The 14051-nt window shown below is 36.0% G+C and carries 12 protein-coding genes and 1 riboswitch; of the genes, 5 read left to right on the top strand and 7 right to left on the bottom strand.

What is annotated here, in order from left to right:
- Window positions 1–18: 18 nt before the first annotated feature.
- The 7 genes from cobJ to BK574_RS11270 all read right to left on the bottom strand — a co-directional run bounded on the left by cobJ (window position 19) and on the right by BK574_RS11270 (window position 9136).
- The gene (cobJ, locus tag BK574_RS11240; RefSeq protein WP_075384975.1) at window positions 19–1632 is read right to left on the bottom strand and encodes a precorrin-3B C(17)-methyltransferase; all 1614 of its coding nucleotides are present in this window, start codon (window positions 1630–1632) and stop codon (window positions 19–21) included.
- A 30-nt stretch (window positions 1633–1662) separates the two neighbouring features.
- On the bottom strand, window positions 1663–2274 hold the full coding sequence (locus BK574_RS11245) for a hypothetical protein (protein ID WP_078428674.1): 612 nt from the start codon (window positions 2272–2274) through the stop codon (window positions 1663–1665).
- A 158-nt stretch (window positions 2275–2432) separates the two neighbouring features.
- A riboswitch (cobalamin riboswitch) is annotated at window positions 2433–2604 on the bottom strand.
- A gap of 137 nt (window positions 2605–2741) precedes the next feature.
- Window positions 2742–3743 carry a biotin synthase BioB gene (gene bioB / locus BK574_RS11250; RefSeq protein WP_075384977.1) on the bottom strand — a complete coding sequence of 334 codons (1002 nt, stop codon included), beginning with the start codon at window positions 3741–3743 and terminating at the stop codon, window positions 2742–2744.
- Between the two features lie 124 nt (window positions 3744–3867).
- A complete protein-coding gene (locus BK574_RS11255) occupies window positions 3868–4485 on the bottom strand; it encodes a precorrin-2 dehydrogenase/sirohydrochlorin ferrochelatase family protein (protein ID WP_078428675.1) in 618 nt (205 codons plus the stop codon).
- Window positions 4466–5239 carry a sirohydrochlorin chelatase gene (locus BK574_RS11260; protein WP_078428676.1) on the bottom strand — a complete coding sequence of 258 codons (774 nt, stop codon included), beginning with the start codon at window positions 5237–5239 and terminating at the stop codon, window positions 4466–4468. Before BK574_RS11260 ends, BK574_RS11255 begins: the two co-directional genes overlap by 20 nt.
- A 17-nt stretch (window positions 5240–5256) precedes the next feature.
- Window positions 5257–6729 (bottom strand): uroporphyrinogen-III C-methyltransferase, encoded by a 1473-nt coding sequence (gene cobA, locus BK574_RS11265; protein ID WP_238458007.1) that lies wholly within the window; start codon window positions 6727–6729, stop codon window positions 5257–5259.
- A 319-nt stretch (window positions 6730–7048) separates the two neighbouring features.
- Complete coding sequence (locus BK574_RS11270; protein WP_078428677.1) at window positions 7049–9136, bottom strand: EAL domain-containing protein; 2088 nt, start codon at window positions 9134–9136, stop codon at window positions 7049–7051.
- A gap of 248 nt (window positions 9137–9384) precedes the next feature.
- Here BK574_RS11270 and BK574_RS11275 point away from each other — a divergent pair, with 248 nt between their 5' ends.
- The 5 genes from BK574_RS11275 to BK574_RS11295 all read left to right on the top strand — a co-directional run bounded on the left by BK574_RS11275 (window position 9385) and on the right by BK574_RS11295 (window position 13981).
- On the top strand, window positions 9385–9687 hold the full coding sequence (locus BK574_RS11275) for a MerR family transcriptional regulator (protein ID WP_075384981.1): 303 nt from the start codon (window positions 9385–9387) through the stop codon (window positions 9685–9687).
- A gap of 195 nt (window positions 9688–9882) precedes the next feature.
- Window positions 9883–10785, top strand: a complete 903-nt coding sequence (locus tag BK574_RS11280; protein WP_078428678.1) for an NAD(P)/FAD-dependent oxidoreductase — start codon at window positions 9883–9885, stop codon at window positions 10783–10785.
- A gap of 19 nt (window positions 10786–10804) precedes the next feature.
- Window positions 10805–11629, top strand: coding sequence for a divergent polysaccharide deacetylase family protein (locus tag BK574_RS11285; protein WP_075384983.1), 825 nt, complete (start codon window positions 10805–10807; stop codon window positions 11627–11629).
- Between the two features lie 13 nt (window positions 11630–11642).
- Window positions 11643–12209 carry a GNAT family N-acetyltransferase gene (locus BK574_RS11290; protein WP_238458008.1) on the top strand — a complete coding sequence of 189 codons (567 nt, stop codon included), beginning with the start codon at window positions 11643–11645 and terminating at the stop codon, window positions 12207–12209.
- Window positions 12206–13981: a S8 family serine peptidase gene (locus BK574_RS11295; RefSeq protein WP_078428680.1), complete on the top strand. Its 1776-nt coding sequence runs from the start codon at window positions 12206–12208 to the stop codon at window positions 13979–13981. The genes BK574_RS11290 and BK574_RS11295 overlap by 4 nt, the downstream gene beginning before the upstream one ends.
- Window positions 13982–14051 lie beyond the last annotated feature (70 nt).

Raw genomic sequence — 14051 nt, forward strand, 5'->3', positions numbered from 1 at the left:
TTGTTAAACAATCTCTCATTAATCACCACAAACCATATCGACTACCACTTGTTCTGGAACTTCTCGATAAGTAAACCCTTCAACATCCTGAACCCGCTTAAAAAATTTATGGAAGCGTTCGTTCGGTAGTCCACGAGATTTATAATCATTTACAACGCGAACGACTAAATCTACAATTTTATCAGGCGCTACTTCTTCAGCTACTAACTGTCCAACATGAGCATTTCTTCCCGTTGTTTTTGCTCCTAAAAAGAGATCAAAACCTTTCTTGCGATAAATGATTCCGATATCATTTGTCGGTGCACCGTAGCATGCCATCCCACAGCCATTAAAACCGATATTCATTTGTTTAGGTACGGCCACCCCACCAATTCTTTGCTGAAGTTCCTCGACTTGCGGAATGGAGTCCCCTTTATCACCGTCACAAAAATCACAAGCTTTAATATTGACAACATCACCTATTGGAAGCAGTAATAGCCCTACGCTCGATAAACGTTCTGTAATTTTATGAGGAGTAGCTGTTTTAACCGATACTTTGATGACATGATCAGGTGTATATTCAAGATCAGCCTTTTCACCGACCGTTTCTGCTAATGTCATCATTTGTATTGGCGTTAGCTTTTTATTAGCAATACCAGGAGAAACTGCAAACTCAAAAATATCTTCTTGTTGAAATAAGTCACTTTGGCTCGTTGTCTTTTCTGAAGTTCTCGTTTCAATGTTTAACTTTTGTAATGCTTCTTCAGCTAACATACGAGGATTGAGCAGTCTGTCAGTCACTGTTTTCTCTTCTTCGACTCCTCCGTGTAGCGCCCAAGGCTCTGCTTTTTCTTTTAACCGTTCATGAGGTTTAAGCTGTTGTTCACTTTCACTTAGCGTGTATTTTCGTTGATATCCTCTAGGCGTAATCATCTTTCCGTCATATATGAACGTAGAATTGTTTCCAATAATGACGGTCGTTAACATTCCAATTTCGTGATCAAGCATATGCGCTAAATCGGTAATAACGATATGTTCTCTTTCTCGATAGGCACTTTTCACTAATCCAACAGGTGTGTTAGGAGAACGATAGTTTAAAAGAATTTTTTGCGTTTCAACAATTTGTTTTGTTCTTTTTCCACTGCGTGGATTATATAAGGCAATGACAAAATCTGCTTGAGCAGCAGCATCAACACGCTTTTTTATTAAATCCCAAGGTGTTAAATGGTCACTCAAACTAATTGTACAAGCATCATGCATGATTGGTGCACCGAGTAATGACCCGCACGAATTAATTGCTGAAATACCTGGAATAATTTCCACTTCAACTCCTGACTCTTCTCGCCATTCTTTTTCAATTAACACTTCATAAACAAGTCCAGCCATTCCATACACACCAGAATCTCCACTAGAAATCACCGCAACCGTTTTACCTAGTTCCGCTTGTCGAACTGCTTCTTGTGCCCTGCTCACTTCTTCTGTCATTCCTGTTCGAACAATTTCTTGATCCGTTATTAACGGTCGAATTAAGTCAACGTATGTACTGTATCCGATGATCGAATCAGATTCTAAAATTGCTTCTTTTGCTCGGAAGGTCATATGTTGTTCACTTCCAGGACCAAATCCTATTATTAGTAATTTACCTCGTTGCATTTTTACCATCTCCTTCTTTATGCCTCTACTCTAAGTGAGGATTAATAAAGCAACACCGAAACCAATACTTAAAGCGCCAATACCATATAAAATCATCTGTTGAAGTTTCGCCGTTTTCGCCACTCGAAATGGAAAACTCAATATCATCGCAATGATAAACATTCCAAAAATCGACCCGATACCGAATAAAAGTAAGAACAGTACTCCTTGTCCAATATGCGTTACTTGACTAACCATTAAAATCGTTAACGCTGCACTCCCTGCTAAACCATGAACTAAACCCACTACAAAAGAGCGAAAATTGTATTGTTGCAATGAAATTTCTTTCGTTGCTGCGGTTTCAGATTTTGCATCTAATACTGTTCTGATCCCTAAATAAATAAGGATGACGGCAACGATCCATTCAAAATACTGATCGAGTTGCGCTGGAATACCTAACCCAAATAAAAGTACGATAGCTCCAATTAATAAAATAGTGAACGTATGACCTAACCCCCAAAAAACTCCTGTAATCCCTGCTTTTAATGGATTTTTTGTACGAGTTGCAATTGTCGAAACCGCGACAACATGGTCTGCATCAAGTGAATGCCTTAAACCAATAAGTAAACCTGTTCCTAATATGGACCATAATCCAGCTTCCATCTTCATGTCTCCTTTGATATTTTTCACAAATAAAAAAGCACCCCTAACCATAGTAGATGGTTAGAGATGCTTATATTTTCACGTAAATAAATATCCAACATGGTTGAATACTAGCAGAAAATCCGCTCTCTAACACCTCCCTATCTCCCGTAGGTCAAACAGTGTTGTTAGAAAAGGCAGGTCTCCTGGCTTATGGTTATCGTACACTATTCCTTCCCATTCATATTGAACAGTGGATTAATAGAGTACAACCAAATTACAGTGGCGGGACCGCGTCGGACTTTCACCGAACTTCCCTATAAAAGAATTACCATCATTTAAAAAGTCAGCTACGTTCGCTTCCTTTTTCATACCATTTAGGTAATATCTTTACCCTTTCCCAACATATGTGATTGTCATTAATAGGTTAATAGAAAACTTAAATGTTTGTCAATCTATTTTTTTATTTAACTAAATTTGTCGATCTCTTACAAAGCGCATTCTTCAATTTCAAAGCCTAGGTCTTCAATGATATTATGATCTTCTGTTACGGCTTGACCTTTCGTTGTTAAATAATCGCCAACGAATATGGAATTGGCCGCATATAACGCTAATGGTTGTAAGGTACGTAAATTCACTTCTCTTCCTCCAGACACACGAATTTCTTTTGAAGGATTAATAAAGCGCATTAAAGCCAAGACTTTTAATGATTTCATCGGTTCAGTACGTTTATAGTTTTCTAACGGTGTTCCTGGAATTGCATGTAAGAAATTCACTGGTATCGAATCAGCATCAATTTCTCTTAGAGAATAAGCAATTTCTACAATTTGCTCATCCGTTTCTCCCATTCCGATAATACAGCCAGAACAAGGTGACATACCTGCAGCCTTCACTTCTTCGACCGTATTTACTCGATCATCATACGTATGAGTGGAAGTAATATTGGCATGATTGTCTTTGTGAGTATTTAAGTTATGATTATAACGATGTACGCCTGCCTCTTTCAGTTTTTTTGCTTTTTCATCACTTAAAATGCCTAAGCATGCACAAATTTTTAATGGCATCGTTGAAGTAATCTCACTAACTGCATCAATTACTTGGTCAACTTCTTTATCTGTGGGACCTCGTCCGCTAGCAACAATGCAGTATGTACCCGCTTTCCGATTCATCGCTTCTTTCGCACCTGCAATTAGAGTTTCTTTATCTAAGAGCGAATACTTTTCTACTGGAGCCGATGATACAATAGACTGTGAGCAATAGCCACAATCTTCTGGACACAATCCACTTTTTGCATTAAAAATCATATTCAGTTTCACTTTTTTACCATAATAGTGCTTTCGAACACGAAATGCAGCTTGCATAATTGGTAAAACTTCATCATCATCTGCTTGAAGAATACTTACCCCTTCCTCAATTGTTAATAATTCTCCGTTTAATGCTTTTTCTGCATACTGTTCCCAAATGCTATTTTTCGATGTTAATGTAGTCATTTCCTCCAACCTTTCGTTAACTATATTTTTATTTAAGTTAACATTAATTCAAGAAATTGACAAGATTTATTTACCATTTAATAGAATCAAAAAAAAGAAATAGCTTAAAAACTATCTCTTTTCCTCAACTCATATAGTATTTCATTCGCTCAGAAAACCATTGTTCTCTCATAGGGTTATTGATAATCTCATCACCAACTAATTCCTTCAAAAATTGTTGACATTTTGTTTTATCACTTATACTTTCTAGTATGCTTTTTCTTGCATGATATAAAAATTCAACATACTCCTCATATTCTTGTCCGTATTTTTCACTTAATTGGTTGACAATAGTTTTAGCTAGAATTGGACTTGCTCCATCGGTTGAAACTGAGATCGAAAGTTTTCCTCTATGAAAAGTAGATACCATATGAAAATCACTCAAACTAGGTTGGTCTACAACATTTATCAATTGGTACGGTTTTCTGTCTTTATGAATCGTTAAATTCACCAATGGATCATTCGTAGCCGCGATAATCAGAAACGCTTCTTCTAAAAATTTTTTATGATAATCAGAAGGTACCCACCGTATCGAATGATTATGAACAAAGTCCATCATCTCTTTACTTATTTGAGATGAAATGACCTTTATTTGAGCATTATAACTTAATATCTTCCTAGCTTTTCGCGTTGCAATTTTACCACCACCAATAATAACAACTTGTTTTCCTTTTAAATTGATATTAATTGGCATTAAACTCATGATATTGTCCTTCCATTAGAGCTAAAGTTTTTGAACGAATAACATCTTGTACTTGTTCATGATAACCGAGAAAATTACATAAATGAATTGGTTTTGTATGTGTTTGTTGCAACTCTTTGATCTTCCGGCCCATCGTTTTCATTAATACACCCGTAAATAATAAATAAGGAAGAACATAAATTACCTCATGATCTTCAGTTAACATTTGATTTAAACCTTCTTCAAAAGTTGGGGTCGTAGCCGCTAAATAACATGTCTTAACTTCTTTTAATCCTAATTTGACTTTTAATCTATATGCAATTTCTTCAAAATCTGCCTTTGCTTCCTTGTCACTACTTCCTCTTCCGACCAGTAGAACAGAAACATTTTTTTTCCCAATTTCATTTTTCCATAATCCTTTTTCATTAAGGCGATCAAATACGATATCGACCATCCGGTTATCTACCCCAATTGGTGATCCATATATAAACTGGACTTCTGGATACTTTTCCTTTGCTTTTTCTATTTCTTTAGGAATATCCTTTTTCGCGTGCCCTGCTTCTAGCAATAATACGGGCTGAACAAAGATTTTTGTAGCCCCTTGATCGCTACAACGTTGAATACCTTCTAATATTGTCGGTTGGGTTAATTCAATAAAAGCCACCTCTTGAATTGGAAGAGGGAGTTTTGCCATCACTCTATTAATAAAAGATAAAAATTGTTTATTACCTGCTTGAACTCTTGAGCCATGTCCAATAAATAGTACTGCCTCCAAATGATCCTCCTCCTCTTCTAGCTTTCAATCAGAGATGATTGTGTAATAAAATACTTAATTAAAGCCTCTTGACTTGGTTCTTCTAAAACATGATCAACCGAAAAGCCAGCACTCGTTGCTGCTTGAGCAGATTTTGATCCAAAACAGATTACATTTAATTTTAGTAGATCTTTTACATGTTGTGGAGAAACTTGTGCTGCACCGTTTTGTAACTCTACTACCGATTTTGCACTTGGAAAGACAATTGTTGATAAAAGATGGTCTACCATTAATCGTTGGAATACAACTTGTGAAGTATTTGTGATGTTCGTCTCATGTGTAGCGAATGTATCGCCCTCATCATACTTTGCCACTGATTGTTTCTCTCCCACGATTAATTGAAAAGGTCCAATTTCAAATTCACTAACCTTTTCTGCAATACACCCAAATTTTTGAAGCTGTTTTAATGATTTTTCAGATAGCACTATAAATCTTGCTTGTATAGATCGGATATCAAGTTGTTGTATATTTAGCCATTCAAAAAAATAACGAATACTATCAGGCGATGTAAAGCCAATTGTATTATAACGACTAATTTTTTCATTCAATTTTTCATTCTGATTAAACTGAAAAAGTGAAGTATCTTTAAAAAGAGGATAACTAAAAACATCTGCTCCTAAATCACGAATACGTTCTTCCATTGAACTTTGTTCAGAACTTGTTCTTGCTAATAATATTTGTCTACCCACTAATGGCTTATCCTCAAACCATTTGATCTTCTCTCGCAATGAGACAATATCACCAACTAAAGTAATGGCAGGATTTTCAAAGGCAGTTCTTTTTACTTCATGAGCTATCGTTTCTAACGTTCCTTTTAACGTTTTTTGTCTACCGTATGTTCCCCACTGAATTAAAATAACAGGCGTTTGCGGTGAACGACCATGTTTCATCAACTGAGTAGAAATATGAGTAATATTACCTACTCCCATATAAAATGCAATGGTATCTATCCCTTTAGCAAGAGAACTCCAATTAATTAACGGTTCTCCTATTACTGACTTATCATGACCTGTTACTACTGCAAAATTCCCACCAAATTCACGGTGGGTCACTGGAATACCAGCATAGCTCGCAGCAGCAATACTCGACGTAACTCCAGGAACAATTTCAAAAGGAACTCCCGCTTGAGCTAGACTTTCAGCTTCTTCACCTACACGACCGAAAACGCTTGGATCTCCACCTTTTAATCTAACTACTATTTTTCCAGCTTGTCCTTTGTCCACAAGTGTTTCATTAATCTTCTCTTGTCGCATAATATGACGATTCGGAAGCTTTCCTGCGTAGATCAATTCAACATTCGGTTTAGCGTATTGAAGAAGTTTTGGATTAACTAAACGATCATAAACAATGACATCCGCTTCTTCAATTTTCCTCTTTGCTTTGATTGTAATTAAGCCCTCGTCGCCTGGTCCAGCACCTACCAAATAGACTTTTCCATTTTGCATTTTCATTTCAGCTTCCCCTTTACCGGTTCGATCTAGTAATTAGTTTATTTATGTACTTTAACATCATTCATATACACTAATCTCAGAAAATTATTGTTAATTACTAACGCTTCAAACTTTAATAGACTTATATCCGAGTTTTTTTATATGTTTTATAAAGTATATTAAAAATTAAAAGAACGTGCAACATAAAAAATTTAAGTTTCACTCTAAAAAAAACAGACAAAAACAGCAAAAAAGTGTCAGATACCCTAATCACGAATGCAGCATCTCCAAAAGTAGATTTGCCATAAATTCATGATAAGGAATACTAACACTCCAATCATTAAAAAAATAATTGTTCAAATTCAGTCGAAGATACTGGCTTACTAATAAGATAACCTTGAATTTGATCACATTGATGAGCTTTTAAGAACTCTAACTGATCACTTTCTTCTACTCCTTCAGCAATTACCGACATTTGTAGACTATGAGCCATGGCGATAATAGCACGAACAATTGATGAATCACCACTTTTTAAAATTTCATCCACAAATGATTTATCTATTTTTAACGTATCGATCGGGTAATCTTTTAAATAGCTTAAAGAGGAATACCCTGTTCCAAAGTCGTCGATCGATATTTTTATGCCTATATTACGAAGAGTATGAAGTTGACCATTTACATAGTCCTTTTCATGTACAGCGATCGTTTCTGTAATCTCAAGTTCTAAATAGACCGGTGCCAGTTGGGTTTCTTTTAAGACTTTAGTTATTGTATCTACAATTTTAGGATTTAAAAATTGACGCGCTGATAAGTTTACAGATACTGATATTGGCTTAAAACCACGTTGTTGCCAGTCCGCCGTCTGTTGACAGGCTGTTCTTAAAACCCAATCTCCTATCTCGCTGATCATGCCCGTTTCTTCTGCAATCGGTATGAATTCTGCAGGAGATACCTGTCCTAACTCACTACTATTCCAGCGAATCAATGCTTCCATCCCAACAATTTGTTGTGTCTTAACATCTTGTTTTGGTTGATAATGCAATGAAAATTCATTTTGTTCTAACGCTTTTCTCAAGTTTTTTTCAATTTGCAATTCTCTTGAAAGTCCATGATCCATATCCGATTTAAAAAATTGAAATGAATTTTTCCCTAACTTCTTCACACGATTTAAAGCAATGTCTGCTTTTTGATATAATTCCTCGTAAGTATTTCCGTCTTGAGGATATATACTTATGCCCATACTTATCGTGGCAAAATGGTCACTTTGATCTAATCGAATTGGAATTCGCAGTGAGTTCATACAATTTCTAACCACAAATTTGATTTCCTCATAGGTGACATCTCGTAAATAGATTAGAAATTCGTCACCACCATGACGAACAATGACATCTTCAGGACGAAGGTTCATTTTCAAACGATTAGCAACAGCTTTTAGCAAAAGATCTCCATACCGATGCCCAAGTGTATCATTTACAATTTTAAATCGATCTAAATCAATACTAATAACTGCAATTTGTTCATCTGTGCCTTCAGCTAACGTCTTTTTTAAATGTTCTTTAAAGTATGTACGATTGGGTAACAAAGTTAGTTCATCATAATAAGCTAAAAAATGCACTTTCTCTTCAGCTAATTTCCGTTCACTAATGTCCGTTCTTATTGAAACATACTGATATGGTATACCGTTTTCATTTAAGAACGGTACAATGGTCGTATGCATCCAATAATACTCGCCATCCTTTGCCCTATTTTTTACTTCCCCCTGCCAAACTTGTCCATTCCTAATAGTAACCCACATTTCTCGAAAAAACGTTCTAGAATGATGACCAGAACTTACAATCCGATGGTTTTGACCTAAAAGTTCATTGCGGCTAAACTTAGAGATTTCACAAAACTTATCGTTAACATACCTAATATTCCCCACGGGATCGGTTATGGCAATAATAGATGCTTGATCTAAAGCAAACTTTATATCGTTTAACTCCTTTAATGATTGCTTTAACTCTGTTTCTGCTTTCTTGCTTTTGGTTATATCTTTTGACATAAATAATATGCCAACCCATCGATTGTTTTCATATAAATGAACTGATGAATAGGTAACATCAATATGTAAACCTGACCGTTTCTTCAAAACAGCTTCTTGATTTTCAATTATTTCTTCTGACCTCATCTGATCAAAAATGGTTTCTTTATCTTCAGTTACAAAAGCAGGAAATTCTCTTCCAATCAATTCACTTTCTTGCCAACCAAACAATGTCTCTGCTCCAAAATTTAACAAAGTCACTTTTCCATTAATATCTAAAACAGCAATTGCTAATGGTGAAGATTGGACAATTGATCTAAGAAGGTTGCAATTTCCCCACAGATGATTTTTTGCAATATGTGTAATTATTTCAGGGCCGTTAGTTACCATGATGCATCCTACTTTCATTATGGAATCTCCAATTAATGATCTCTAATAGTTGCCGATAATTCTCTCCTTTTTATATTTTACATTTTTTTTAATTTGAATCTCAAAAGCAATTTTTACAAATTCTTAAACCTTTATAAGTTAGATTAACAAATCTACATGTTAGATTATCTCACATTTACGCTAATTTTTGTTTTCTCTTATGGTATAGTAAATAAAAAGAAAAATATGAATTTAAAGAAAGTTGCTTTAATGGAGAGGAGTAACGCATGTCTTATAAAGATAAAAAAGTAATTACGATTGGTATTGTAAGTGAGCTGACTGGGCTATCTGAACGGAAAATTCGCTATTACGAAGAGCGTAAACTAATCTTCCCAGAGCGCTCCAAAGGTGGTACTAGAAAATACTCATTTCTTGATGTAGAACGACTCGTCGATATTGCCAACAAAATGGAAGATGGAATGCAAACGTTTGAAATTCGAAAAATGGAACAAAAAGAACTCAAGAAAAAGGAAGTTCGCGAGCGTATGTTACGTGGCCAATTAAATGCCGCTTTCAATATGAGGAAATAAGCAATTGAACGATACCGTTTCAATTGCTTATTTTTTTTGTTCTTTTATCGCTTCTAAAGCAAATTATAGGAAAATACATTTCCTCTTTCTACGATTAATTCTTTTTTCTAATCATAAGAAGTTAAGTTTATGGAAAGATATTATGGAACTACTTAAACAACTTGATTTATTTGCATTTTGAAAGGGCTGACTTTTATGTCTTACGACTGTATTATCATCGGCGGTGGAATTGCAGGACTTCAAGCCGCAATTCAATTAGGTCGATATAATCACAATATCGTTATTATTGATAATGGTAGAGGCCGTTCAACTTTGTGTAAAGAATATCATAATTTACTCGGATGGCCAGATGGTGTTAGTGGGGATTATTTTCGAGAAATGGGCAGAAAGCAAACTTTAACTTATGGAGTCGAAATTATTAACGACACCGCAAATACAATTTCTAATGAAGAAAATGGAACTTTTGTGGTTCAATTAAAAAATGGACCATCACTTCACGGAAAAAAACTATTACTTGCTACAGGAATGACGGAACGAATTCCCGATCTTGATGGAATTTATGAGTGTCTAGGAAAGTCCATTTATATTTGCCCTGATTGTGACGGTTATGAAGTATCTAAACAGAAAACGATCGTTATTGGGTCGGGTAATAAAGGAGCTCATCTCTCACTCATATTAACCTATTGGACAAATGATATTATCTATGTGAACTACGACCTTGAAGACATTGATCAAGAACTAAAAGTTAAACTCAAAAATAAACATATTCCACTATATCAAGAAAGTATTAGTGAAATGCATTACGAAAAAGAAGGGTATATTTCAGGGGTTACGTTATTAAATGGTTATAAAATTGAAGCTAACCGTGCCTTCTTAGCCATGAAAGGAACAAAAGTTAATTCTGACATAGCAGGTCATATTGGCGTTGAACGATTAGAGAATATGCATATCAACGTTAACCCTCGTACAAAGGAAACAAATGTCCCCAATGTTTGGGCAGTTGGAGACTTAATCAATCACTCCCAATTATTAAGTGTTGCTATTGGAGATGGAGCCCAGGCGGCAATTTGGATACACAAAAGTTTAGTATCTTCCTAAAAGAGGAGCTGGTACATAAATGAAAAAGGTTATTTTGTTTATAGCATTATTAACTGTCCTAACTTACTTGCCATCACAAATATTTGCTAAAGATAATATTTCTTATGAAACTTCAGATAACAAGCCGATACGAGCCGCGATCATTATTGATGATTTTGGTGGAGATGTAAATGGAGTCGATGAATTTTTCGCCTCTAAAATCCCAATTACCGTAGCCGTTATGCCTTTCTTAAAGAACAGTGAAGAACAAGCCATAAAAGCACATGAACTTGGATTAGAAGTAATGCTTCACCTTCCTCTTGAACCTAAAAAGGGAAAAAAATCGTGGCTTGGTCCTAATCCCATTACAAGTGATTTAAGTGACGATGAAGTCAGAAAAAGAGTCAAGGCAGCCATTGAAAGCATTCCTCATGTAGCTGGGATTAATAACCACATGGGTTCAAAAATTGTCGAAGACGAAAAGATAATGCGAATTATACTTGAGGTTGTAAAAGAACATAACCTATACGTAATTGATAGTGGTACGAGTGGTAAATCTGTCATTCCTAGATTAGCAGAAGAAATGAATATCCCTTGGGCTACCCGAGATACATTTCTAGATGATACGCATTCTCCAAGTAGTCACGTTTATAAGCAAATGCTTAAAATGGCTAAAGTAGCCAGCAAACGTGGAAAAGCTATCGGTATAGGACATGTAGGAATAAAAGGCCAGGAAACTGTAAAAGGAGTCCAATCTGCTTTGCCATACTTTAAAGAAAACGGAATCGAAATTGTACCTGCTTCTCACTTATTAGAAACAAAAATTGACAAAGATCCTGAGAATTTCTGGAATGCGGATGAATGAAGGAGGTTTTCCCTTGTTGCTTAAAGAACTATCCACAACGATTGAACAGTTTGAAGCCAAAGATGGTACTACAGTAACCTTTCGTCCTGCTACAATTCAAGACAGCAAAGGTATTGTTAACGCCGTAGAGGAAATTGTTGCTGAAGGTACTTACTTACAAAAGGAAACGGTTCGCAGTGTAGAGGAAGAACGCCAATTTATTAATGAAATGAAATCCAATGAGAATATGTATATTGTCGTTGATATAAATGGAAAAGTAAGTGGGTTAGCTCGAGTCCTTCGCGGTTCACTTGAAATGAAGAAACATACTGGTTTATTTCGTACTTGGTTAACACCTGATGCTCAAGGAAAAGGGATCGGGAAAAAATTAATGTCATACACACTTCATTGGTGCAAATTAAATAAATTTCATAAATTATGTTTAACGGTCTTTGCATCCAATCATGTTGCCGTTGAATTATATAAGAAAGTTGGCTTTGTTATTGAAGGAATACAAAAGGAACAAGTTTGGTTAAATGGAACTTTTGATGATGAAGTATTTATGGCTTACTTTTTTCAGTCAGGTGGTGAAGAAAAATGAAAAAAATCTATCAAGCAGCATTTCTCGTAGGCGGATTTATTTTTTTAGGTTTAGTCATTCTCGTCCTTTCAAACGATGACGAATTAGGAATGCAACAAACTCCACCATCTACCCAAAATTTAGAACGACTTGAACAAAAGGGGATGGACCAAGTGTTAGCTGATGACCTTTCGAAGACGACATCGATGTTCCTTTCACAACTCTCCTTACAACTTGATCGTTGGGCTAAGCAAGATAAAAGTGACCATGAATTACAAAGTGCATTTGCAAAAGAAGTTCGAGAGCACCCACATTTTCATTCTTTTGCAATTGTTGACAATGGAAAGTTATCTGAGACAGTCGGTGAGATAAATGCGAAGAGAGTCAAGCAACTACACCATCAACGTGGTGACTTGTCCTTTTCTGATCCATACAAAATAGATGGTGAAGATTATTTTATGATTGGAAAAAAATTAGAAGATGATAAGATCGTCGCTGGTGAAATCGATCTAACTTTTGTGAAAAACTTTATTAAAGACATGGCATCCGTGGCAGATGCCAATGGAAACTTTTTTGTTTCTGGTAACAATCCAGATGTGCAATGGAAAACAACAAAAGACTTACCCAAAGGAGTATCGGCGCAAACTGTCCCAGAGCTCGATTGGCAAATTGTCGTTCATTCTGACGCTGAAGATGGTGAAGAGCAGCATTACATTGAAGGACAAGCTGTCATTAAACTAGTTGATCAGGAAAACAGTGAATCTTGGATTAAAGAACAAGCCGACTTGTCACTGATCAAAAATAGTGATCCTTATTATGTAATACAATCAGAGACTAAAACAACAGACCAGCTCCTAAATGAATTATCTGCTCACCCAGATATTGAGTTTGTTGAACCAAACTTTTTATTTACAAAGCAAGCAAATGTGACTATACCAAACGATGAATTCTTTCAACCGTATCAATGGAACTTAAGTCAGATTTCTGCAGAAGAAGGCTGGGAAGTAACAGACGGTTCAGAAGGAACAACGATTGCTGTATTAGATACAGGGGTTGACCCTGAGCATCAAGATCTAAAAGGCAAAGTTCTCCAAGGGTATAATGCATTTGATGGTACAGCTAGGTCCAATGATCAGCACGGACATGGAACACATGTTGCAGGCATCGCTGCCGCTATCTCTAATAATGTAACAGGAATTGCTGGTGTAGCCTGGCAAAATAACATTCTGCCTGTGAAAGTTCTAAATGAACATGGAGAAGGTTCATCTTTTGAAGTTGCACGAGGAATACGTTGGGCTGTTGACAATGGTGCACAAGTGATTAATATGAGCCTAGGAGATTATCACAACTCTTACATCTTACATGATGCTATCAAATATGCTCACAACAATGATGTTGTATTAATTGCAGCTAGCGGCAATGATAACGTCAGTGATCCTATGTATCCAGCCGATTATAAAGAAGTACTTACTGTTGCAGCAACTGACGACAAACGTGAACGTGCATTTTTCTCTAATTATGGTCACCATATCGATGTTGCAGCACCAGGGGAACATATACCGAGCTTATTTCCAAATGATAACTACGTGATTATGTCAGGAACTTCGATGGCCGCACCCCATGTCGCAGGTTTAGCGGGTTTAATCCGCTCTATTGATCCTGAACTAACGAACGAAGATGTCTATGAACTCATAACGTCAACGGCAATCGATTTAGGTCAAAGCGGTCGTGATCCGTATTATGGTGCAGGAGAAATTAATGTCGGTGATGCGTTACGACAGTTAACCAACTAAACACAACAAATGAAAAACAAAGAATATCGCCTTTTATTAATTCTTTTACCATTTTGCAAAGCGAAAAGCT

The sequence above is a fragment of the Alkalihalobacterium alkalinitrilicum genome (assembly GCF_002019605.1).
GTDB classification, from domain to species: Bacteria; Bacillota; Bacilli; order Bacillales; family Bacillaceae_F; genus Alkalihalobacterium; species Alkalihalobacterium alkalinitrilicum.